This is a genomic window from Actinosynnema sp. NPDC023587 (assembly GCF_040640215.1).
GTDB lineage: Bacteria > Actinomycetota > Actinomycetes > Mycobacteriales > Pseudonocardiaceae > Actinosynnema.
In genome coordinates this window covers 34816-58085 of record NZ_JBFABG010000020.1, presented here as the reverse complement: position 1 = coordinate 58085, position 23270 = coordinate 34816, and the positions used below count along the sequence as shown (strand labels likewise).

Genomic DNA, 23270 nt, shown 5'->3' with positions numbered 1-23270 from the left:
TCGCCGTCGACCCGTTCAACCAGCTCGATGACGCCCGTCCGGGCTGCCCGAGATCGCAGACCCGTCAGCACAAGAAACAGTTCATCGCACCGAGTCGTCGACCGGAGCCCGGACCATGGAGGGTGTAGCCTCAGTAGGATTCGGTGCGCACGAGATCAATGTCTGCTCATCCATCCATTCGCCGCTTGAGCGGTTAATTTTTTTCGGCGCGTCCGTTGTGGTGATCGAGGGTGGCAGCGGCGATGGGTGGAGTTGTCCCTGTGAGGAGGGGGCAGACTGGCGAACATTGCACAACGCCTACTAGCGTCGTCAACTCAAGACAGGCTGCGGCCAGAGCCTTGAGTCCTCCGCGTCATCAAGGGCGCGTTCGACAGGGGCCGAGCATGAATGACGAGGAGCCGAGCATGAGTGTTGAGGTTGGCTTGGCCTGGAATCCAGTCGGTCAGGTCCAGGAAGGACGAGATCTGCTGGGCGTCGCGCGGTCGGCGGGGTTCGATGGCTTCATGGTGTTCGACCTTTTGATCAACGTGTTCCCGGCACAAGCGTGGGACGCCGACTTCACCTACGTCGCGAACGTGTTGCCGACACCGGACCAGTGCCTCGAGTTCGCCACGTTGCTCGGCAACCTGGCACCTGACGCGGGTCCCGTGCAGTTGGCGATCGGGGTCACCGACCCGCACCGCAGACACCCTGCGGTGCTGGCGCAGTTCGCACTCACCCTCGCCCAGCTCACCGAACGGGCACCGGTGCTCGGCATCGGCGCGGGAATGTTGGAGAACCTCACGCCCTACGGCGTCGCCCACGACCACCAGGTCGACCGGGTGGAGGAGGCGCTGCGGGTCATTCGGCTGCTGCTCGACGGTCCGGGCCCACACGACTTCGCCGGCAGGCACTTTACGCTGGATAAGGCGATGATGGGACTGCGGGCCCCCGAGGGCCGGACACCGAGGCTTTGGGTCGGCGCCGGCCAGCCCAGGATGCTCGAGATCACCGGCCGGTACGCGGACGGTTGGATGCCGTCGAAGATGATGACCCCGGCCGCGTACGCGCGGCGGTTGGCGAAAGTGCGCGCTGCGGCGGTGGAAGCGGGACGGGATCCCAACGCCGTGGTCGCCGCAGGCTGGGTGCCGATCGTCGTGGCCGACACAGACGAGGCGGCGCACGAACTCCTACGTGTCAAGGCGATCCGCTTTACCGCCCTGCACGCGACGGCGGCAACCTGGCGTCGGTTTGGCGTACCCCACCCCTTCGGCGAGACGTACAAGGGGGACAGGGAACTGCTGCCGCACCGGCTGACACGCGCCGAGGTGGAGCACGCACTGGCCGAGGTGACGGACGAGCTCGTTGCGACACAGGCGATCATCGGCAGCAGGCAAACGGTGTTGGACCAGATCGGCGACCTCATCGACGCGGGCATGGGCTACCCCATGCTGTTTCCCCTCTCCGCAATGGCTTCCCCGGAGGCGGCGCAGTACACCGCCGAGACACTGCCATGGCTGCGCGCGCGACTCCACACCAGGACCGCGACGGAAAGTGTGCCGAAATGACGAGCATCGGCATCTCCGGACTCAACCTGGCACTGCGGTTCCAGCAACTCGCCGTTCCCGTGACCGTGTACCGCTCGAAAAGTCATCGTCGCTGGTAGAGCGCGGGGCATCACCGTGTTGAGAGCATGTCAGAGTGATCGTGTCCTTGCTGTACACAGCGGTCACACGACTCGACATCCGCCGACGGCAACGACCGGGCGGCATCCTCAACGAGTATCACCACGCCGTCTGACCTGCACGGACATTTTCGGCAAGCACAGCGTTCCGCCGCCCGGTTCGCCGGTGACTGTGCACGTCCCGCCCAGTTCCACCGCGCGCTGCTTCAGGTTGCGCATACCGCTGCGGGCCACCTGGGCGGGCACCCTGACCCCGTCGTCGACCACGCTGATCGTCAGCGCGTCGCCAGCCTCGACGGTGACCACGAAACCCCTTGGCGCGGACGCGGCGCACCGGCACCGGATCGGGTGAACCGGGACTTCACCGCGCCCGCGCCGGACCGGTTGTGGGTCGCCGACGCCACCCGGACCCCCACCGGCGAGGGCACCTTCTGGCTCGCGGCCGTACGCGACGAGGCGGAGAACGACCTGTTCCGCTATATCGACGGGTTCTACAACACCGAACGCATCCAGAAGGACCTCGGCCGGCTCAGCCCCGACGAGTACGAAACCGCCTGGCACACCGCCCAGACCCAGCCGGCTACCATCCCGGCGGCACCGACCGCATCCACGTAACAACCACCTCGGATTATCGGGGGAAGCTCACCGTCAACGCCCACAACCCGTCGGGCACCAACCGCAACGACAACCGATCCACCACGACCAGGAATCATGCCATGCAACCGACGCCACATGAGACACGGTCATAGATTGACAGGATGTCACGCCGATGGTCGGCTGCGGACCGGCAACGAGGGTCCGTTGCGATGCGCTACCTTCACGGGTCGAACAGCGCTTGGAGGCGTGATGGAGGACGAGCAGAACCGGGATCGCGGCAAGGCCGTGCTGGCAGCCATCGGGCTCGCGGCGGACGCCGCGGCGGTCTCCGTGTTGCTGATCGTCGGCGGACGCAACCTGGTGTGGGCGCTCGCCGTGGCGGGGACCGCAGTGGGATTGGTCGTCCTGATCCGCAAGTGGGGGCAGCCGATCAACCTGGTGGTCGGCACCGCGATCGTGACCACGTTGCTGGGCGCCGGCGTGGTGGGCTTCGCCATCGGACAGGCGCGACCCACCGAGGTCCCGGTGGCCTCCGGGCAGACACCCGACGACACACCCATGAGCGAGAACGCCAAGTCCACCCGGCTGACCACCACCACGACCACCACTGCGGCCAGCGCAGCGCGCGGCAGCAGTCCGGTTGCCTCCGCGCCCGCCGCTCCCACCACGTCGCGCGTCCTGACCTCCGGCAGCGACTCGCTGGCCGAGGTGGGCGGTCCCATCGACCTCGACGAGGCGGGCGACCACGACATCGATGTGACCGATTGGTCCGTCGACGGTCTCAACGGAACCCAGTTCGTGCCCGCGCCGCCCAAGGCCGGCGACCCGACGCTGGCCGAATGCGCCGTGATCCCCGCGCCACAGTGGCGCAGTTCCCTGGCGTTGGACGAGTTCCGCGAAGGCGGCACGTTCTGCGTGCGGACCGACAAGGGCCACCACGGTTTCCTCGCCATCCGCAACGCCGAGTTGAGGGGCGGCGAGGTCGCCTGGGTGCACTCCCGCTGGACCGTGTGGGAGTGAGCGCCGACGGTTGAGCGGTCCCCGTTCCCGCGCCTGACGTGCTTTCCCCGATGCGCCGACCTTGCCGGAGTCGTCGGGCGCGTCAGCCGAACTCTCACGTGCGGATCACACGACGGTCGTGGGTGAAGGTCGTGACGACAGTTTCACCTGTGTGCATCAACGGGTTCGGTCGTGTCCCGCGGGAGTCAATTCCGCCTTGATCGGAAAGGTCTCGAGGTCTGCTGCAGCCCTCATCGCTTCGACCAAATCGTGTGACCCGCTCACTTTCGTGGCCATGCAGTCCCAGTCGGTGTAGACGAACCACGACCTGTCATCGGGCCAGAAGTTGGACGGGCTTCCCGTTACGTCCTCCGAGGCCGAGAAGGCAGCGACCGCGCCTATCGATCCACTGTAGACAGTTGGATTGTCGTAGTCACCGGTGGGTGAGCTGCCGTAGAAGGCGAAGCACTGCGTCTCATCCCCGGCGGGCGAGTGTTGGCTGAGCACCTGCAGCAGAGCGCGGAGGCTCGTCCCGTCGAGGGAACCCTCGGATGGCGGAAGGATGTCAACCGGCCAGCTGTTCATCGGAAACCAGCGGAAACACGGCGGAACCGGCTGATCGACGCCCAAGCCGAAGCCCAGCCGGTCAGCCAAAGCACGCCATCGCAGCCGACGCCATCCTTCCCCGGGAGCCTCGACGTAGCCGAGCGGCACGCCCGTGGCGACGAACCGACCGTCGTCCAGGTCGATGCCACCAAAGGCCTCGCGTTCAACAGTGCCGTCCGCGACCTGTTGCCGACGCAGTTCGTCGTACGTCACCGGACCGAAGGAAGGCTGCTCCCACATCGCGTGAAGGACCCAGGTCGAGGCGTCCCAGCCCGACTTGTCGTAGCCGGTGATGTAGCCGTCCGGATCGTCCGCCAGCCACCGCAGGTCCTCGGGGCGCACGTTCAGTCTCTCCACGGGACCATCCTGCCCGACGACGAACGCCGGCTTCCACGCGCTTTTGTCATGGTCGGCTGATCTAACGTGGTGATGTTCGATTCCTCTCGAAGGGCGCGCCTGCCACCACGGCATCGTCGATCGGTGGTCGCCCGGTCCGGTTCGGGTAGGTCCACTTCGGCGCGACCAGGCGCCGGTGCCAGCGCGGGAGGATGCCCGGTGTCACCAATCGGTGCTCGCGCAGCAGCCGTGGCAGGCACCGTATCAACGCGGTGAGCAGCGCGCGATCGGCCCACTTCAGCCGCAGGCGGGGATTGATCCGGCGCAGCACGGCGACCCCGTGTCCCAGCACTGGCAGTTCGACGTCCTTGACCGCAGAGAACCAGCAAACCACCGAGTCGAACGAAGATCAGATTCAGCGGTCGCAACGTCACACCTCACGATCAGGCCCCGCATTCCCAGGGGGCTGGATCATCGCAGCTCAACGCCTTGTGCAGAGTTCTGGCACCCCACAGGCACTGCGGCATCAGATCATGATCCTGAAACGCCAACTGGGCAACGCGCGTCCGCAGTTCTCCCCCGGAGACCGCGCGTTCCCCGCGGCACTGCTGCACCGACTCCCGACCGCCATGCTTCATCGGCTCCGACTACTGGTACGTCCGGACACGGTGCTGCGGTGGCACCGCGACCTCCTCGCACACCGCCACGCCGCCAAGTCCCACCCAAGCGGCCCGGCCGACCACGGACCATCCGCTCCATCCGGCTCCTCGTGCTGCGCCTGACACGAAAGAACCCAACATGGGGCTACCGTCGCATTCACGGAGAACTCCTCGTCCTCGGCATCAAGATCGCCGCATCCACGGTATGGCAGATCCTCCAGGACGCCGGAATCGACCCGGCACCCGGACGCACCACGACGACCTGGTCGGCCTTCCTCCGCCCCCAGGCCGACGCACTCCTGTCCTGCGACTTCTTCGAGACCACCACCCTGAACGGCACCCGCCCCTACGTACTCGCGGTGATCGAGCACGCCAGCCGCCGGATCCACGTCCTCGGCGCCACAGCGCTGTGTATGCCGATAACCTCATCCATGCAGGTGAAAGCGTGAGCAGGCCAACAGGTTCGGATAGCCCGTAGAGTGCTGATGATCCACAGTCTCGTCAACTGACGGGCATGATGACCGGCTGTGCTGCTCCGACTGGCCTACCTCGGTGTGACCAACGCGTTCGCGTTGCTGCGCCTGCTGCCCATGAGCGACCGGGACAAGGACACGGAGATCCTGTCGCTGCGCCACCAGATCATGGTCCTGGAACGCCAACTGGGTAAGGACCGCCCTCGGTTCTCCCCCGGCGACCGGGCGTTCCTCGCGGCGCTACTGCACCGACTCCCGGCCGCCACGCTTCGTCGACTCCGACTACTGGTGCGCCCGGAGACTGTCCTGCGGTGGCACCGAGACCTCCACGCCCGCCGCCACGCAGCCAGATCCCGCCCCAAGCGGCCCGGCCGACCGCGAACCATCCGCTCCATCCGACTCCTGGTGCTGCGCCTGGCACGGGAAAACACCGCCTGGGGCTACCGACGCATCCACGGCGAACCCCTCGTGCCCGGCATCAAGGTCGCAGCCTCCACCGTCTGGCAGATCCTCAAAGACGCCGGAATCGACCCTGCACCCGAACGCAGCACGACGACCTGGTCGACCTTCCTCCACTCCCAGGCCGACGCACTCCTGGCCTGGACTTCTTCGAGACCTCCACGTTGAGCGGCACCCGCCTGTACGTGCTCGCGGTCATCGAACACGCCAGCCGCCGGATCCGCCTCCTCGGCGTTACAGCGCACCCCACCACACCCTGGGTCACCCAAGCCGCCAGAAACCTCGCCATGGACCTCGAAGACCAGGACCCACACGCGCGGTTCCTGATCCGCGACCGGGACGGGAAGTACCCGGCACTGTTCGACGCCGTCCTCGCCGACGCCGGCATCCAGGTCGTCCTCAGCGGAGTCCGCATCCCGCGCATGAACGCGATCACGGAACGCCGGATCCACAACTGCCGCCGCGAACTCCTCGACCGCACCCTCATCTGGAACCAACAGCACCTACTCCACGCGCTATGCCAGTACGAGCACTTCTACAACAACCATCGGCCCCACCAAGGCATCGCCAACAACCGACCACTACAACCGCTGCCATCACCAACCACCGACCAAGCAACCGCCACCCGACTCGACATCCACCGACGGCAACGACTGGGCGGCATCCTCAACGAGTACCACCACGCCGTCTGACCTGCACGGACGACATTTTCGGCAAGCACAGCCACTCCAATACTCGTTCACAACACCGGCGGGTCTATCTCGTGATCGGTGTGTCCGGCGTTGTTGATCAGCAGGTCTCGGCTCCCGGCCAGCGGTCACCGAACGTAATGGCGAAGGCGTTCAATACGGGCTTCCAGCGCATGGTCCACCTGGTGCGGCCCGTCCCGGTCGGGTCGAGGCTGGGGGTGACAAGGCACAGACACTTCATCGCCGACTGTTCGGTCGGGAAGTGCCCGCGGGCGCGGATCGCCCGGCGGTAGCGGGCGTTGAGCGACTCGATCGCGTTGGTGGAGCAGATCATCCGCCGGATCTCGACGTCGTAGTCGAGAAAGGGCACGAACTCGTCCCAGGCGTTGCGCCGCAACCGGATCACCGCCCCGTACTTGCGGCCCCATTGCTCGGCCAGGTCCTCCAGCGCGGCTGCTGCGGCGTCGGGGGTGGGTGCGGTGTAGATCGGGGTGCCGCACCGTTTCACCGCTTCCCAGTCCTGGCGAGCCACCAGCCGGAAGGTGTTGCAGATCAAGTGCACCACGCAGGTCTGCACGACCGGTGTGCGGCCACACGTTCGCCAATGCGTCGGGCAGGCCCTTGAGACCGTCGCAGACCAGGAAGAACACGTCGTGCACGCCGCGGTTCTTCAGGTCGACCAGCACGCTCATCCAGAACTTGGCGCCCTCGCCGCCGGTGCCCATCCACAGACCGAGCACGTCCTTGCGCCCGTCCACCGTGACGCCGATCGCGGCGTAGACCGGACGGTTGGCGACCTGGCCGTCGCGGACCTTGACCACGATGGCGTCGAGGAACACCGCCGCGTACACCGCGTCGAGCGGGCGGGCGGCCCAGTCGTTCATCTCCGCGACCACCTTGTCGGTGATCCGCGAGACCGTCTCCCGCGACACCGACGCGCCGTAGATCTCGGCGAAGTGCGCCGAGATCTCCCCGGTGGTCAATCCCTTGGCATACAACGACAACACGATCTCGTCGACGTCGGTCAGCCGACGTTGCCGCTTCTTGACGATCTGCGGCTCGAAGGTGCCCTCCCGGTCCCTGAGCACCTCGATCCCGACCTCGCCGGCCGCATCCGAGATCACCGTCTTGGGCCGGCTGCCGTTGCGCACGTTGCTCGACTCGCGCCCCGGCTCCGCGCGGTTCTTCTCGTGCCCGAGGTCCTCGGTCATCTCCTCGGCCAGCGCGGTCTCCAATACATTCTTGGTGAACAGCTTGAGCAGGCCGTCCGGGCCGGTCAGCGCCAGCCCGCGCGCCTTGGCCTCGGCCACCATCGCCGCCGCGGCGGCCTGCTCCGGCGACAGCTGCCGCCCGGTCCCCGTCTCGCTCTTCCGTGCGCTCACAAGTTCAGATGTCATCACTCATAGTGCCCATCCCGCCGGACCCCGGTCCCGACGTGTCGGACCGGACACACCGATCTTGAAACAGTCCCGCCTCCACCGCATTGACGTGCGAAACCTGTTCCGCGAGAACGATAGTAACTGTTCAGTACCACTGCATGGTCGAGTGGAACGCTTCATGAAGCTCGGACTGGGAGACAGGTGCTGTGGGGCGTCTGTTCGGGTGATTTCCCAGTGTGCGGGGTGGTCCTCGTACGCTCTCGGCAGCCATATCCGTGCAGGTGGGTATCGCAACTTTGCGCGTGCGTGGCCAGTGGGGCCGTCCTGCAGCAGCCCTGTCGGTGGTGACAGTGCGCGGTGTGATCGCTACAGTCGGACATCGATCGCACAGCGTTGCGGCGGGGCTCACGACCTGGGGAGGGTCGGCCCGCCGGAACCGGAGGGGGAACGTTGTGACTGCGGTTAGTGATGAGCGCGCGTCCGACGAGGCGAGGCCGGGGACGATCACGAGGGCTTTCGCGACGCCTGTGGCCCGGATCGGTTGCCCGTTCGGTGATCAGCTCAACGGGCCGTTGACCGACTTGGTGCTGAGGCGACTTGGGCTGGTGGAAAACAAGTTCAGCTACAAGTCCGAGACATCGGCGGATATGGCATCGTGGTGTGAGCCCGTTGTGGACAGTCTGACGGGATGGGTCCTGCAGACGGCACGCGAGTTCGTGGAGACGGTCGGCGGGCACCCACTTTCTGCGGTCTTCACCGCGTCTCGCGCAAGGGACGCGAACACGTTCAACACCGCCGCCAGCGACAGGGTCGACCTCTCGTCGGAAGAGGTGACGGTGGCGGCAAGTCGGAGCTGGGCCAGCGTCTACCGGCGGGGAGACCAGCATCCGGCGCACTTCCATCCCAACACCGCGATCGCGGCGATCTACTACGTGCACGGACCGGGTTCCTGCGAACTCGACTTGATCGACCCACGCTCCAATGTGGACTACTTCGATCCCGGCATCCTGTTCGCCGGCGAAGGACAGAACATCCGGCTGCGATGTGTTCCCGGCGAGTTGGTGTTGTTCCCAGGCTGGCTGAAGCACTCCGTGCCCCGGTTCGACGGTGATGGTGTGCGGATCTCCCTGTCGTGGAACCTCGTCTACTCGCTTCGGTCCCCGCAAACCGGCTGACCATCGGGACTGCGTGGCCGGTGCCGGATGACTCCTGGCCTCCGGAGCCAGCCTCTCTCGCACGGACGCGGGACCGCATGACTTGTGGTGTGACTTCGCGTGACGTCGTGCGCCTGGGGCGAGCCGCTTAGGCCCGTTGCCTCACCGGCTCCCGCCGCCCGCCGGCCGGGGAACGGTCCGGTCCTGGTCAAGAAATGTCCTGGCGGTACTCCCCCGAAAGTCGGCCTGTCAGCCGATCGATTCGTTGGGTGGACTACGCCGCCTGGTTGCAGTCGCGGAAGCGATCAACAGAAGGGTAGGCACAGTGCGCAACGTGCAGTTGTTCTCGACGGACACCGACGACGGCGTGGTGTCGGTCGTAGCCAAGACCGGTCCGGATGAGCACCGGCTGATCAAGCAGATCCCCGTGGGCAACGCCCCGCGCGGAGGAGTGAAGTTCACCGCCTCCGGGCGTGGATTCGTCTGCAACACGAGTCAGAACACCCTGTCGGAGATCGACGCGGTGGCGTTGACCGAGGTGCGCCGGATCGAGGTCGGTCACGGACCGCGTGGCCTGGCCATCGTGCCGGGCGAGAAGTACCTGTTAGTGAGCAACTCCGGTTCAGACACGGTGTCCATCGTGGACTTGGAGTTGTCGGTCGAGCTCCGGCAGATCCCGACCGGCCGCGACCCCCGGCACATGGGCATCTCGGCGGATGGCAGGTGGGCCTACATCTGCGTGTGGGGCTCAGGGTATGTCGGAAAGTTCGACATCTCGTCCCTGGCCGACGGCGACGTCGAGGGTGTAGTCGAGACGGCCCGCGTCGAAATCGACCGGGAGGCGCACCCCTACAGCCTCAACATCTCGCCGGACGGCCGGCGGGTGTTCGTGGCCAATACCCAGGCCACCTACCTCACGGTGATCGACGTGGACACCCTTGCGGTGCACAACATCGAACTCGGCGGGGTAGGGGGACGCGCGGTCACCTTCACCTCCGACGGTGCCTCCGCCCTGGTCACCGTGGAGGCGGAATCCCGGGTGTACGTGGTGGACGTGGAAACGCTTGAGGTGCTGCGACACTTCCCGGTCGGCGCGGGACCGCGCGGCCTGGTCCTGGACAAGGCGGACAACACCCTCTACGTCACGAACTTCAACCGCGCCACGGGGGCCTGGATGGAAGGGGGACCACAGTTCAGCCCGAACTCGCTGACCATGGTCGACCTGAACTCCGCACCGCTGGACCGGCAGGAAGGTGCGTTCCGGTACGAAGAGGTCACCGTCGGATTCGGCCCGTGCAGTGTGGTGATGTTCGACCTCGACACGCTCCCGGCCGACGAGCGGGCACGTCGGGTGGAGTTCGTCGACGCCGAATAGCAGAGCTCTGCTCTCAAGGGTCACCTCCACGTCGACACGTCGATGACCGGTGAGGGCGGAGCACACCACGACACGACCACGTGGTGCGCCCGCATGTCGACAGAGCGGGCGCACCACGCCGGGTGAGGAGCGGACACGCAGTGACCGAGGTTGTCTTCACGACCTTGCAGCCCTGGGCGGTGGTGCCCGACGCGCCGCACGTCGACCGCCGGGCCGCGCGAGGGGAACGCGACCTGTATGCCGAGCACTTCCGCTACCAACGGGTCACCCGGCTGCCGGCGGACTGCCCGCCATGGGTGATGGGCCAAGAGCTGGGCTGGCTGGTGCGGTCGCCCATCACCTTTCACCCGGAACCGTTGGAGGACAACGAACTGGCTGTACCGGAGGACGAACAGGCCGCCGACGTCGCCCGCCGGCTCGGTACCTCCGAACTGTGGAAGCGCGGCGACGCCTGGATCGCCACACGCAACGCCTCGTGGTTGCGTGCCTTCGATTTCCGCGGTGAACACGGGTGGGAGGGAATGTTCGTTCCCAACGGCTCGGGCACCGTCGAGTGGCGGCTGGGCTGGGGTGTACGGATCCCAGACCGGTACCTGTTGCTCGTCATGGACGCCGGCCATCCCGGATTGCGGATACCGCTCGGCGTCCTGTCGGCCAAAGTGGTCAACGGCATGGCCGGACGTGGCGGGTTCAGCATCGCCGTCGAACCGACCGAGCCCACAATGGTGCGCCGGGGTGACACCCTCGCCAGAATCGTATTGCTGCACCCCGAGTCACTCCAGGCGCGCGCCCGAACCGACTAGCTAGGCGGCACCCCGCTGTCCGACGTGTCGCGTGCGCCGGCATGCTGACCACCGCCGCACCACGCCGACGTCACCCATCCGTGGAGGCAAACGATCTTCATGCAGGCCGACACCACCGCGGCGAGAGTTCTGCTCCGTCCCCGCGTGCTCAACCTGCTCGCCATCGCCCTGGTCGGCCGCACCGTCGTCGCGGTGCTGCCGATCACGTTGTTGGTCAGCCTCGCCCAGCCCTACGGCTACAGCATCGCCGCCGTGGTCAACGGCACGATGACCCTGGTGCTCGCGGTCTTCGGCCCACTACGGGGTCGTGTCCTCGACCGGGTCGGTCAACAACGGGCGCTGCTCGTCATGGGTGTCACGGCGATGACCCTGATGTCGCTGGTCGCGGCCAGCGTCGCGTTCAACTGGCCGTGGTGGGTGTCGCTGCTGCTCGTGGTCGGTGCCGCGCTCACCAGCCCACCGCTCAACGCCGCTCTGCGGACTTCTTGGCGGCGCGTCGTCGACGGCGAGCGGGCGTTGAAGGCGGTGCACTCTGCGGACTCGGTGCTCGAGGAGATCGGCTTCGTCCTCGCTCCCCTGGCCGCGGGACTGGCGCTGATTCTGTTGCAACCCCGCCACGCCTACGAGTTGTGCGTCGCGGTGTATGTCCTGGTCACCATCGCCTATCTGATCATCGCCAAGCGTCACGGTCTCGGACGGCCACCCTCGCAGCCCGCCGGGGAAACCGACTCGGCACCACCGCCGTTGCGGCGCGTCCACCGCTGGCTCGGACCGCTGGCGGAACCGTCCATGCCGATGATCATCGCACCGCTTCTGGTGATGGGCTGCGTATTCGGTGGCATCGGCATCTTCGTCCCCGCCTACACCCAACACCTGTCAGCCCTGGAATGGGTCGGCCCCCTGCTGGCCATGATCAGCGTCGGTGGGGTCATCGGCGGCATCGCCTACGGTCTGCTGCCCTGGAAAGCCGGCCTGTGGCGCAAGTACCGCATCCTCGCCGCAGGGTTCGCCATCCCCGCCTGCGCGCTGATCCTCGCCGGCCCGCTTTGGCTGCTCGCGCTACTGCTGGTGCTGTCGGGCCTGTTCGTCACCCCGGTCTTCATCAACGCCTTCCTGCTGGTAGACCACACCATCGACGAACGCCTACGACATGAGGCCAACATCTGGGTCGGCGCGAGCACCGACGTGGCCAACGGCATCATCGCCATCGTCATCGGTGCACTCGTGACCAACGCCGCCTGGAACACCGCCCTGGCAGTGCTCAGCGGCTGCGCCCTCGCCGGACTCGTCGTCGTGCTCACACTGAGCCGCACCACACGCCACCGCCCCGATCACCGCTCCGCACCCTCACCCGAGACTGCACAGCAGTCCCCCGCTTCGACCTCGTGAGAAAGCACCGTCGACCTCATGACCTCCACGGCCACCACCGGCCTGAACCTGGACCAGGCCCGGGTCCTCGCGATCACCGGCGCGGGACTGACCGCCACCACGGCGGACCCCGTCGGTGTCCTCGCCGAACTGGGCGTGGTCCAACTGGACTCGATCAACGCGGTGGCCCGAGCCCACCAGCTCACCCTGACCGGCCGCGCGACACACCTGACCGCGGCGGCGGCCGACGACATACTGTGGAACAACCCGGAGCCGGTGGCGTTCGACCACCCCGCCCACGCCCTGTCGCTCGTCCCGCTGCACGACTGGCCGCTGTGGGCATTCCGTCGCCGGGCCACCCGCCGCCGCCCCGACTACCCCGACACCGAGACCGCTCGCACCCTGCTCGACCGCATCGAGCGAGACGGCCCGCTGACGATGAGACAGCTGCGCGGTGACGAGGAGAAAGGCGGCGGCTGGGACTGGGGACCCACCAAGACCGCCGTCGAATTCCTCGTCTGGGCCGGCGAACTGGCGTGCACCCGCCGCACCGGCTGGCAACGCCTGTTCGACCTCCCGAACCGGGTCATCCCGGACCGGCACCTCACCGACCACCTCGACGACCGGGAGTGCCACCTGCGCCTGCTCGAACGCGCCGGACGCGTCCTGGGCGCGGCCACCGCGGACGACCTCGCCGACTACCTCCGACTTCCCACACCGCTCACCCGCACGCTGCTCCCCGACACGACACTGACACCGGTCACCGTCGACACCTGGACCACACCGGCCTGGGCACACCCCGATGCCCTCGGCCGGCTCCACCACCTCACGCCACCCGACCGCGCACTGTTCCTCGGGCCCTTCGACAACCTCGTCTGGTACCGGCCCCGAGTCCAACGACTGTTCGACTTCACCCACACCCTCGAGGCGTACAAACCCGCCGCCCAACGCGTATACGGCTACTACGCCTGTCCGCTGCTCGTGGACGACCGCCTCGTCGGCAGGGCAGACCTCGCCCGACACGGCACCACCCTCACCATCCTCCGCACAAGCCTCGACACGCCGAGCGAGCGCAACCTGGCGGGGTTCGCCGACGCATGCCACAACATGGCAAACACAGTCGGATGTCACGACATCACCGTCACACCCGACGCCACGGACAGCCGGACCCGACGCGCCCTACAGGCAGCGCTGGACACCCACAGCAGCCCCTCACAGTAAGAACCAGACCAGCACTCCCGGGCTATCTGCGCACCTGCAGGCGGCCTTATTTCGCATCGCCCCCCGCCTCAAGAGCCTGGTCTCACACCCTCGACGCACACAACCTTGTGCCTACCGGGTGGGGTTGAGCCGTTTTGACGGAAGGGTCGATAAGTGCGGTCAGGCTTGTGCCTGCCGAGAACCTCGCCCATGCAGGTAGAAGGACTACGGAGCCCAAGTGCCTGAAGCTCTCACGGGCCTCGGTTGCCATCCGCGTGCTGTCGTCCAGCACGGCATGATGACCGCCTGTGCTGCTCCAACTGGCCTACCTCGGTGTGACCAACGAGTTCGCCTTGCTGCGCCTGCTGCCCCTGAGCGACTGGGACAAGGACACGGAAATCATAGTGTTACGGCACCAAATCACCGTCTTGGAACGCCAACTGGGCAACGCCCGTCCACGGTTCTCCCCGGGCGACCGGGCGTTCCTCGCTGCACTGCTGCACCCACTTCCGGTCGATGCGCTTCGTCGGCTCCGGCTGCTGGTGCCCCCGGAGACAGTGCTTCGGCGGCACCAGGACTTCATCACACACCGCCACGCGATCAGCTCCCGTCCCAAGCGACCCGGCCGACCACGGACCATCCACTCGATCCGACTCCTGGTGCTCCACCTGGCACGGGAGAACTTCGCCTGGGGCTACCGCCGGATCCACGGCGAACTCCTCGTACTCGGCGTCAAGATCGCAGCCTCCACCGTCTGGCAGATCCTCAAAGACGCCGGAATCGACCCGGTGCCCCAGCGCACCACGACGACTTGGTCGACCTTCCTCCGCTCACCGGCCGAGGCTCTCCTGGTCTACGACTTGTTCGAGACCTCCACCTCAAGCGGCACCCGCCTGTACGTGCTCGCGGTCATCGAGCACACCAGCCGCCGAATCAGGGTCCTCGGTGCCACCACGCACCCAACCACAGCCTGGGTCACCCAAGCCGCCAGGAACCTCGTCATGGACCTCGAAGACGAGAGCCAACACGCGCGATTCCTGATCCGCGACCACGACGGCAAGTTTCCCGCCCTGTTCGACGCCGTCCTCGCCGACGCGGGCATCCAGGTCGTCCTCAGCGGCATCCAGACACCGCGCATGAACGCCATCACGGAACGCTGGATCCGCAGCTGCCGCCGCGAACTTCTCGACCGCACCCTCGTACGGAACCGACCGCACCTCCTCCACGCCCTGCGCGAGTACGAGAAGTACTACAACACCCACCGGCCCACCAAGGCATCGCCAACGCCCGCACACTGCCACCAGCCGTCACCGACCAAGCGGCCCTCACCTGACTCCACACCCGCCAGCGGCAAGACTGGGCGGCATCCTCAACGAATATCACCACGCCGCCTGACCTGCACGGACGACATTTTCGGCATGCACAACGCCCGCGTAGGGCTGAACGAGAGGATGGCCGCATGAATCCTGGAGATGTCGTTGTCGAGGTGTTCGACTCGCGTTCTGCCGCCGAGGCCGATCTCGCCGGTTGCCACGAGGTGATGGCGGCGTGGTGGCGGGTGGACAAGCCGGACCTGCCGCCGTTGGCCTACGAGGACTGCGTCGGCCGGCTGCGGAACCCGTTCCCGGGGTTCGGGGAGGCCGTCCAGTGGATCTCGCGTCGCCGCGGCGAGGTCGTCGGGTTGGCCACCGTCGACTTCCTGGAGGGGAAGAGCGGCCACATCGCGTTGACCGAGATCGTCGTGCACCCGCGGGAACGTCGGCGCGGGGTGGGCACGGCCATGCTGCGGGCCCTGCTGCCCGAGTTGCGCGCGCGCGGCCGGGACGTCGTGGAGGGGTGGCAGCTGACCGTCGGCGGAGACGGGCCGGCCTGGGCCGGGTCCCGCGGTTTCCGGACTGTCGGCACGGTGCTCATGCAGACGTTGGAGGTCCCGGAGGTGGACAGCGGCCTCTGGGACGTGCCGGTGCCCGCCGGTTACCGCACCCGCAGGTGGTCCGGTGCCGCCCCGGAGGACCTCGTCGCGTCCTACGCCGATGCCCGCCAGGCGATCCACGACGCGCCGTCGGGCGGCATGGAGTACCAGGAACCGGAGTGGACCGTGCGGTCCGTGCGTGAGCGGGAAGCCGGGTTGCGCAGCTCCGGCGTGGATCAGCGGGTGGTCGTGGCCGTGCACGAGGCGACCGGGGCGGTCGCCGGGTTGACCGAGTTGGAGGTGCACGCCAACGACCCGCATTGGGGGTACCAACGCGAGACGGCCGTGCCCGCCGCACACCGGGGGCACGGCCTGGGCCGGTGCGTGAAGGCGGAGATGATCAGGTGGCTGCTCGCGGACCGTCCGGACTTCCGCCGCATCCAGACCACGACCGGCGCGGCGAACGTCCACATGAGCCGGATCAACCACGGACTCGGCTTCACCACCGCGCGAACGATGGTCGTGGTCAACAGCGGGATCGCCCACCTGGAGGCGACGCTGGCTCGCCTGTGAGCAGGAGTGCCGGAACCCGATCCGACCCTGTGCCTGCCGATAATCCCATCCATGCAGGTGAGAGCGCGGTCGGGACAAGGACTCGGGACGGCCCATGAGGGTGCTCGTCTTCGACTGGCTCGGCGTCTGGCGCGGCATGATGACCGGCTGTGCTGCTTCGACTGGCCTACCTGGGCATGACCAACGCCCTCGCGTTGCTGCGTCTGCTGCCCATGAGCGACCGGGACAAGAACACGGAAACCCTTGCGCTGCGCCACCAGATCGTGGTCCTGGAACGCCAACTCGGCGACGCCCGCCCACGGCTCTCCCCCGGAGACCGCGCGTTCCTCGCAGCGCTGCTGCACCGACTCCCGGTGCGAGCGCTTCGTCGACTCCGACTACTGGTACGTCCGGAGACGGTGCTGCGGTGGCACCGCGACCTCCTCGCACACCGCCACGCCGCCAAGTCCCACCCAAGCGGCCCGGCCGACCACGGACCATCCGCTCCATCCGGCTCCTCGTGCTGCGCCTGACACGAAAGAACCCAACATGGGGCTACCGTCGCATTCACGGAGAACTCCTCGTCCTCGGCATCAAGATCGCCGCATCCACGGTATGGCAGATCCTCCAGGACGCCGGAATCGACCCGGCACCCGGACGCACCACGACGACCTGGTCGACCTTCCTCCACTCCCAGGCCGACGCACTCCTGTCCTGCGACTTCTTCGAGACCACCACCCTGAACGGCACCCGCCCCTACGTACTCGCGATCATCGAACACGCCAGCCGCCGGATCCACGTCCTCGGCGCCACCACGCACCCGACCGCGTCCTGGGTCACCCAAGCCGCCAGGAACCTCGTCATGGACCTCGACGACGCGGGCAGCTCCGTGCGGTTCCTGATCCGCGACCGGGACGGGAAGTACCCGGCACTGTTCGACGCCGTCCTCGCCGACGCCGGCATCCAGGTCGTCCTCAGCGGAGTCCGCATCCCGCGCATGAACGCGATCACGGAACGCCGGATCCACAACTGCCGCCGCGAACTCCTCGACCGAACGCTGATCCGGAACCAGCAGCACCTGCTCCACGCGCTGCACGAGTACGAGCACTCCTACAACACCCACCGGCCCCACCAGGGCATCGCCAACGCCCGACCACTACAACCACTCCCACAGCCAGTCACCGATCAGGCGACCCTCACCCGCCTCGACATCCGCCGTCGGCAACGACTGGACGGCATCCTCAACGAGTACCACCACGCCGCCTGACCTGCACGGACGACATTTTCGGCAAACACAGAGTTCGCTTTCGGCGATGGTGACGGTCTTGCCGTTGCGATCGCTGCCGTAGTTCTCGCCGGTGAAGCGAATGTCCGCGAGGCCCAGCATCGCCGAGCCAAGAGGCCTGATGTCGCCGCTGCCGTGGATCTCCATCACCGACTCGAACTTGTCGGCGTCGCGGGTGGAGGCCAGGCCGACCCAGGCCACTGATAGCACCGCGGTGTTGCCCGCGCCGTCGCAGACCAGGAACAGGGCGCGGTCCAGGGAGGTGCAGCGGGTGTGGGTGAAGAAGTCGCGGATCTGCCCGAACGAGACCACCACACACTCGGCCTGCTGACGCGCGGTGCGCTGGAGTTGTTTGACGCCGAGTCGCTGCCACGCGGCCTCGCTGTCACCTTTGCGCGCCGACTTCTGTCCCTCGGACTTGTGGGCCTTGAGCTGCGTAGAGCCACCCGAGCCCGATCCGGAGCCGACGCCCTGCACGGCGTGCTGCGCGCCTGCTCCGACCTCGGAAACCATGCTGGATCCACCCCCGAGGGTCACGCCCGCGGTGCCGGCGGGCATGCCGAGCGCGAGCACACCGGCCGCCACCACCGCTCCGCTCTTACCACCACCCTTGATCGGGACGCGCCGGCCGTTGATGCCGCACGGCCAGGACGCCGCCACGTGTCGTGGACCACTTCGCGTGAGGGCACCCGCACCGGTGCTGTCGACCGGTCGGTGGAGAATTTGCCGCCCGCACGAGGAAAATCGTTTCCACAACGTCCCGCAGCGTCTGGTCGCAGACCGGACCCACATTCCTGGCACCCAGCGCGACGCGGTCGATCGGACCCCCGTTCACCGTCCCACGACTCGACGGCCTGTTCCGGTAATACCTGATCAAGGCCATCGTTCCGGACGGTGGTGATCGTTACCTGAAAACGGTAGCGAAACGGTTGCAACCGTTTCAAAAATTTAGATCATGAAATTTTGTCACAACGGGTGAAATGCGTCCGACCCGCACATCACGGTCGGCAAAATCTTCAAAAATTCAATTTCAAGGGGTAGGTTGAGGTTTCACCCACTGATTCAGGAGGACCATGAACCGAAAGAGCTTCGTCGCACTGGCCTTGGCCGGTGCGAGTGCGGGACTGGTGGCCACAGCCCTCCCCGCGAACGCGGTCGACACGATCGTGACCTTCACGACCAGCGGTGGCGCTCTGACGATCACCGCCGCCGCGACGGCGACGTTGACCGGCGGCACGACCACGCCGGGCGGTTCGGTGAACGGTCCCCTCGGCACGGTGACGGTCAACGACTCGCGGGGTACGGCGTCAGGCTGGTTGGCGAGTGTCTACTCCACCACCGGGTTCACCGGCACGGGAAGTGTCGCCATCACCAACGCGGGCGTCACCTACACCCCAGGGGCCACTACGGCCACCACCGCGCCCGGTACTCCGGTGATCACCGCCGGAACCCCCGGTTCGCCTGGTGCGACCGCACAGGCCCCGCTCACCGCCTACACCTATGCCAACACCACCGCCGGGGGTAACACAGTCTCCTGGAATCCGACGCTCGCCGTCGCGATCCCGTTGACCGCCACGGCGAACACCCTCTACACCGGGACTATCAGTCATCAAGTTGCATAGTTTCTTCCCCCGAGTGCTCGTGCCACTGCTGTTGGCCGCGATCAGCAGCGCTGGCATGAGCACCTCGGCCCAGGCCGACGAGCCCGACAACGCCATTGGGATCAAACTCCTCGACGCGCCGATCAGCCGTCGCGACGATCCCCGCGCGCAGGTCTACATCGTCGATCACCTGGCTCCGGGCACCGTGATCACGCGGGCGGTGCAGATCACCAACAGTTCCTCTACGCCGCGTCGGATCGAGATCTACCCCGGCGCAGCGCGGATCACCGACAACACGTTCGAGTTGCTGCCCGGCCGGGCGGACAACGAACTGACCAAGTGGATTTCGGTCGACCAGAATTTCCTCGACCTCGATCCGGGAAGGAGCGCCCGCGTGCTGGTCACCATCAAGGTCGATCCCCTTGCCGCGCCGGGCGAGCGGTTCGGTGTGCTCTGGGCGCAGACCAGCGCCCCGGTCGCCGGGGACAACGACGTCATCCTCGCCAGCAGGGTCGGGATCCGCGCCTATCTCGACGTCGGCGCGGGCGGGGAACCCGCCTCGGACTTCGCCGTCAGCGGTCTCACCCCGACGCGGACCGAGGACGGTCGACCGCAGGTGCTCGCGACCGTGCGCAACACCGGCGGCCGGGCAGTGGACCTGGCGGGTGACATGTCGTTGTCCGACGGGCCGGGATCGTTGACCGCGGGTCCGTTCCCCGCCACGCTGGGCACGACCATGGCACCCGGTGGCACCGCCAGCGTGCAGATCCTGCTCGACAAGCGACTGCCCGAAGGGCCCTGGAGCGCGCGGCTCACGCTGCGCAGTGGTGCGCTCGAGCGCACCGTCACCGCGACGATAACCTTCCCCGTCGCCGTGGACACCCGCGGGGAGATGGCCGTACCGGATTCGCCCACCTGGCTCGACCGGAACCTGGCGCTCCTCATTGCCTTGGCCAGCCTACTGCTCCTCGCACTGCTGGCGGTTTACTTGTTCGCGCGTCGTCGCAGGGCAGACCGCAGACCTGCTCGAGTGGCCGGGCTCACGCCACTCGGCGGACCGTGACCGGGGCGGCCCGGCGGATGTCAGGACGGCGGTGGACCGGACTGGCCGCCGTCACCGTCCTGGTCGGCGCGGCGATGGTCGTCCAGGCTTCCGCGGCCTGGGCCGTCACGACCCCGACCTTCGCCGCGGCGGTCCTCTACGGCTCCGGTTCCGGTCCGGTCGGACTCGTGACGCGTGACTTCAACGCCGACGGCAGGCTCGACCTGGCATTCACCAACAGAGGTTCGAACACCGTCTCGGTGCTCACGGGCAACGCCAACGGCACCTTCAACGCCAAGGTCGACTACACCACCGGCACCAGCCCCAACGACCTCGCGCTGGCCGACGTTAACAACGACACCCGTGCCGACCTGGCCGTGGTCAACAGCGGCTCGAACACCGTCTCGGTGCTCACGGGCAACGCCAACGGCACCTTCAACGCCAAGGTCGACTACACCACCGGCGGCAGTCCGAACGGCGTGGCGATGAGCGATCTCAACAACGACACCCGACCCGACATCGTCGTCACCAACGGCAGCGCCAACACGGTGTCGGTACTGCTCAACACCGGCACCTCCTTCAACACCAAGGTCGACTACACCGACGGCGCGGGAGCGACACCGAACGGGATCGCCCTCGCCGACTTCACCGGTGACGGCAGGCCCGACATCGTCGTCACCAACAGCACCGCGTCCAACGTCTCGGTCTTCCTCAACTCCGGCACCGGCACCTTCGCCGCCAAGGTGAACTACACCGTGGGTGCCAGTCCGTTCGAGGTCGAGACGGCCGACTTCACCGGCGACGGTCGCCCCGACCTGGCTGTCACCAGCAGCGGTCTGGACACGGTGTCGATCTTGACGGGCAACGCCAACGGCACCTTCAACACCAAGGTCGACTACGCCACCGGCACGTACCCGATCGGCGTCGCGGCGCGCGACGTGAACAACGACGCCGTGCTGGACCTGGTGGTGGCCGCCAACAGCCCGAACACGCTGTCGGTGCTCACGGGCAACTCGGGCGGCACGTTCAACACGAAGATCGACTTCGCGTCGGGCTGCTGCGGGGCGTACGGCGTGGCGGTGGGGGACTTCAACGCCGACGGCCGCAACGACCTGTCCACCACCAACCAGTTCGGCCCCAGCGTGGCCGTCCTGCTCTCGACGACGGCGTCGCCACCGACCATCACCAGTGCGAACAACACGACGTTCACGATCGGTGTCGCGGGCACCTTCACCGTCACGGCGACCGGTTTCCCCACACCCACCATCACCAAGACCGGCACTCTGCCCACCGGCGTGACCTTCGTGGGCAACGCAAACGGCACCGCCACGCTGGCCGGGACCCCCACCACCTCCGGGGTCTACTCGCTGACGATCACGGCGTCCAACACCTCCGGCACGAACGCCACGCAGACCTTCACCCTCACCGTGATCGCGGGCAGCCTGTCGATCACCGCCTCGGCCTCGACGGGTCTGGGCACGATCGCGATCGGCGCCACCTCCAGTGCCGGCCTGGGTGCCGTCCAAGTGATCGACAACCGCGGCAACGCCAGCGCGGCGTGGGTCGCAACGGTCTCGTCCACCGCCTTCACCAAGACGGGCGGCACGGTGGCACTGGCCAACGTGAAGTACTGGTCGGGGCCCGCCACCACCACGACCGGCACCGGCACCTTCACCCCCGGTCAGACGACGGCGGGCACAGCGGTGGTCCTCACGGCGTCCCGCACGGTCTTCAGCCTGATTGGTGGCAACGGCACGAACAAGGCCACGTGGAACCCGACCCTGGTCGTGTCCGTTCCGCTCACCGCGGCCGCGGGCACCTACACCGCCACGATCACCCACTCGGTCGCCTGACCCGGAACCGACGAAGGCGGGCTCGACCCGCCACTGCCGGCGTTCCGCACACCTCCGATCCTGTGGCGGCACCCTGTTCGTCGCGCGCCCGGGCGAAAACCGAGACCGCGGCGACGGCGGACGGGATCGCGACCACGCCGCGCATCGGCCTTCCCCTGACCACGAAGCGGACCAGGCCGAGGTCTTGACGGGTCCGTGCGCGCGGACGTGGACGCGCCGACCAGGCGGTCGGGACGGTGAAGTTCTGACCGCCGCCGCGATCAGCAGCTCGCGGAGAAGGCGCAGCGGCCAGCCCCACCGGCAAGGCGGCCACCTACTCCGACTGGTTCGCCTGCCTCGCCGAGCCCGTCCGCGTCCGCCTCCTGCACGCTGTGGCCACCAGCCCGACCGGCGTCACCGTCGGCGCGCTCACCGAGATCCTCGGCACCAGTCAGTCGACTACCTCTCACCACGTGCGCAAACTTGCCGACGTCAGTTTCGTCCGCCTTCGCAAGGAGGGCACCGCCACGATCGTCACGGTCAACGAAGCCTGCTGCGCCGAACTCCCGCAGGCCGCCGACGCCGTCATGGGACTGCTCGCCCCCCGCCCCTGCTGTCCCGACGACGTACCCGACGACGTGACCGTGCGCGCCCTCGAACCCCGTGATTGGACGGCCGTGCGCCGTATCTACGGCGAAGGCATCGCTACCGGCATCGCCACCTTCGAAACCACCGTCCCCAGCCGCGCCACCCTCGATGCGAAATGGCTGCCCGGCCATCGACGGGTCGCCGAAATCGACGGCGAAGTTGTCGGTTGGACCGCTGCCAGCCAGGTCTCGAACCGCGAGTGCTGTGCAGGCGTCGCCGAAACCTCCGTCTACGTCGCCGCTGGTTACCGTGGCCGAGGAGTCGGCAAAGCCCTGCTGCACAAGCAGGTCACCGCCGCCGACGACGACGGAATCTGGACACTGCAAACCTCGATCTTCATCGAGAACCGCACCAGTATCGCCCTGCACCACTCGGCCGGTTACCGCACCGTGGGCATCCGCGAACGCATCGCACAACTCGACGGGGTCTGGCACGACACCGTCCTCATCGAGCGCCGCTCGACCGTCCGATAGGACCTGAGCACCGCGTAGGACCACCGCACTCTCATGAGAAATCGATCAGCGCACTGACGTCCCTGCGGGCCGAGTGGTGTCCCCACGTTCGCACTGCGAGCCAAGGCCACATCAGCCGAGTATCGAACATCGGCTCATATATAGAAGCGTACCGGGACTGTAAAA

The 23270-nt window shown here is 67.2% G+C and carries 21 protein-coding genes and 4 pseudogenes; 20 read left to right on the top strand and 5 right to left on the bottom strand.

Features of this window, described 5'->3' with window-relative positions:
• Positions 1-383 precede the first annotated feature (383 nt).
• Entirely contained in the window at positions 384-1547 is a 1164-nt protein-coding gene (locus AB0G01_RS32490; RefSeq protein ID WP_360953732.1) for an LLM class flavin-dependent oxidoreductase, read from the top strand.
• 206 nt (positions 1548-1753) lie between these two features.
• Here AB0G01_RS32490 and AB0G01_RS32485 read toward each other — a convergent pair whose 3' ends face one another.
• Positions 1754-1969, bottom strand: coding sequence for a hypothetical protein (locus AB0G01_RS32485; RefSeq protein ID WP_360953729.1), 216 nt, complete (start codon positions 1967-1969; stop codon positions 1754-1756).
• A gap of 27 nt (positions 1970-1996) precedes the next feature.
• Here AB0G01_RS32485 and AB0G01_RS32480 point away from each other — a divergent pair.
• The 3 genes and pseudogenes from AB0G01_RS32480 to AB0G01_RS32470 all read left to right on the top strand — a co-directional run.
• A pseudogene (locus AB0G01_RS32480) lies at positions 1997-2116 on the top strand (IS3 family transposase); the annotation flags it as partial.
• 6 nt (positions 2117-2122) lie between these two features.
• A pseudogene (locus AB0G01_RS32475) lies at positions 2123-2278 on the top strand (IS3 family transposase); the annotation flags it as partial.
• 231 nt (positions 2279-2509) lie between these two features.
• On the top strand, positions 2510-3280 hold the full coding sequence (locus AB0G01_RS32470) for a hypothetical protein (RefSeq protein WP_360953726.1): 771 nt from the start codon (positions 2510-2512) through the stop codon (positions 3278-3280).
• A gap of 156 nt (positions 3281-3436) precedes the next feature.
• Here the strand turns inward: AB0G01_RS32470 and AB0G01_RS32465 are convergent, their stop codons facing one another.
• Together AB0G01_RS32465 and AB0G01_RS32460 are read right to left on the bottom strand one after the other, a co-directional pair.
• Positions 3437-4222, bottom strand: coding sequence for a hypothetical protein (locus AB0G01_RS32465; protein WP_360953723.1), 786 nt, complete (start codon positions 4220-4222; stop codon positions 3437-3439).
• A 61-nt stretch (positions 4223-4283) separates the two neighbouring features.
• Complete coding sequence (locus tag AB0G01_RS32460) at positions 4284-4595, bottom strand: hypothetical protein (RefSeq protein WP_360953720.1); 312 nt, start codon at positions 4593-4595, stop codon at positions 4284-4286.
• A gap of 375 nt (positions 4596-4970) precedes the next feature.
• Between AB0G01_RS32460 and AB0G01_RS32455 the strand changes: the two genes are divergently transcribed.
• The 3 genes from AB0G01_RS32455 (at position 4971) to AB0G01_RS32445 (ending at position 6484) form a co-directional block, all read left to right on the top strand.
• Positions 4971-5309, top strand: coding sequence for a hypothetical protein (locus AB0G01_RS32455; RefSeq protein ID WP_360953717.1), 339 nt, complete (start codon positions 4971-4973; stop codon positions 5307-5309).
• A 78-nt stretch (positions 5310-5387) separates the two neighbouring features.
• The gene (locus AB0G01_RS32450; protein WP_360953714.1) at positions 5388-5960 is read left to right on the top strand and encodes a helix-turn-helix domain-containing protein; all 573 of its coding nucleotides are present in this window, start codon (positions 5388-5390) and stop codon (positions 5958-5960) included.
• A complete protein-coding gene (locus tag AB0G01_RS32445) occupies positions 5957-6484 on the top strand; it encodes an integrase core domain-containing protein (RefSeq protein WP_360953711.1) in 528 nt (175 codons plus the stop codon). The genes AB0G01_RS32450 and AB0G01_RS32445 overlap by 4 nt, the downstream gene beginning before the upstream one ends.
• Positions 6485-6581: 97 nt before the next feature.
• Here the strand turns inward: AB0G01_RS32445 and AB0G01_RS32440 are convergent.
• A pseudogene (locus tag AB0G01_RS32440) lies at positions 6582-7878 on the bottom strand (IS256 family transposase).
• Positions 7879-8312: 434 nt separating this feature from the next.
• Between AB0G01_RS32440 and AB0G01_RS32435 the strand changes: the two are divergent.
• From AB0G01_RS32435 to AB0G01_RS32395, 9 genes are all read left to right on the top strand, one after another.
• Positions 8313-9035 carry a putative 2OG-Fe(II) oxygenase gene (locus AB0G01_RS32435; protein ID WP_360953708.1) on the top strand — a complete coding sequence of 241 codons (723 nt, stop codon included), beginning with the start codon at positions 8313-8315 and terminating at the stop codon, positions 9033-9035.
• A 313-nt stretch (positions 9036-9348) separates the two neighbouring features.
• Positions 9349-10389 carry a beta-propeller fold lactonase family protein gene (locus AB0G01_RS32430; RefSeq protein WP_360953705.1) on the top strand — a complete coding sequence of 347 codons (1041 nt, stop codon included), beginning with the start codon at positions 9349-9351 and terminating at the stop codon, positions 10387-10389.
• A gap of 140 nt (positions 10390-10529) precedes the next feature.
• Positions 10530-11192, top strand: a complete 663-nt coding sequence (locus tag AB0G01_RS32425; RefSeq protein ID WP_360953702.1) for a hypothetical protein — start codon at positions 10530-10532, stop codon at positions 11190-11192.
• A 144-nt stretch (positions 11193-11336) separates the two neighbouring features.
• Positions 11337-12581 (top strand): MFS transporter, encoded by a 1245-nt coding sequence (locus tag AB0G01_RS32420; protein ID WP_360953699.1) that lies wholly within the window; start codon positions 11337-11339, stop codon positions 12579-12581.
• An 18-nt stretch (positions 12582-12599) separates the two neighbouring features.
• Positions 12600-13781: a crosslink repair DNA glycosylase YcaQ family protein gene (locus AB0G01_RS32415; protein WP_360953696.1), complete on the top strand. Its 1182-nt coding sequence runs from the start codon at positions 12600-12602 to the stop codon at positions 13779-13781.
• Positions 13782-14068: 287 nt separating this feature from the next.
• Positions 14069-15223 carry an integrase core domain-containing protein gene (locus AB0G01_RS32410; RefSeq protein WP_360953693.1) on the top strand — a complete coding sequence of 385 codons (1155 nt, stop codon included), beginning with the start codon at positions 14069-14071 and terminating at the stop codon, positions 15221-15223.
• A complete protein-coding gene (locus AB0G01_RS32405; RefSeq protein ID WP_360953690.1) occupies positions 15220-16245 on the top strand; it encodes a GNAT family N-acetyltransferase in 1026 nt (341 codons plus the stop codon). Before AB0G01_RS32410 ends, AB0G01_RS32405 begins: the two co-directional genes overlap by 4 nt.
• Positions 16246-16394: 149 nt before the next feature.
• Positions 16395-16757: a hypothetical protein gene (locus AB0G01_RS32400; RefSeq protein WP_360953687.1), complete on the top strand. Its 363-nt coding sequence runs from the start codon at positions 16395-16397 to the stop codon at positions 16755-16757.
• Positions 16745-17491 carry an integrase core domain-containing protein gene (locus tag AB0G01_RS32395; RefSeq protein WP_360953684.1) on the top strand — a complete coding sequence of 249 codons (747 nt, stop codon included), beginning with the start codon at positions 16745-16747 and terminating at the stop codon, positions 17489-17491. The genes AB0G01_RS32400 and AB0G01_RS32395 overlap by 13 nt, the downstream gene beginning before the upstream one ends.
• On the opposite strand, the gene AB0G01_RS32390 is transcribed toward AB0G01_RS32395, so the two are convergent.
• Complete coding sequence (locus AB0G01_RS32390) at positions 17381-18169, bottom strand: hypothetical protein (RefSeq protein ID WP_360953681.1); 789 nt, start codon at positions 18167-18169, stop codon at positions 17381-17383. The two genes, AB0G01_RS32395 and AB0G01_RS32390, sit on opposite strands and share 111 nt — an antisense overlap.
• A 413-nt stretch (positions 18170-18582) precedes the next feature.
• Here AB0G01_RS32390 and AB0G01_RS32385 point away from each other — a divergent pair, with 413 nt between their 5' ends.
• From AB0G01_RS32385 to AB0G01_RS32370, 4 genes and pseudogenes are all read left to right on the top strand, one after another.
• The gene (locus AB0G01_RS32385) at positions 18583-19131 is read left to right on the top strand and encodes a WxL domain-containing protein (RefSeq protein ID WP_360953678.1); all 549 of its coding nucleotides are present in this window, start codon (positions 18583-18585) and stop codon (positions 19129-19131) included.
• A gap of 13 nt (positions 19132-19144) precedes the next feature.
• On the top strand, positions 19145-20173 hold the full coding sequence (locus tag AB0G01_RS32380) for a hypothetical protein (protein ID WP_360953675.1): 1029 nt from the start codon (positions 19145-19147) through the stop codon (positions 20171-20173).
• 17 nt (positions 20174-20190) lie between these two features.
• Positions 20191-22005, top strand: coding sequence for an FG-GAP-like repeat-containing protein (locus tag AB0G01_RS32375; protein ID WP_360953672.1), 1815 nt, complete (start codon positions 20191-20193; stop codon positions 22003-22005).
• Between the two features lie 302 nt (positions 22006-22307).
• Positions 22308-23105: pseudogene (locus tag AB0G01_RS32370) on the top strand (GNAT family N-acetyltransferase); the annotation flags it as partial.
• Between the last annotated feature and the right edge of the window lie 165 nt (positions 23106-23270).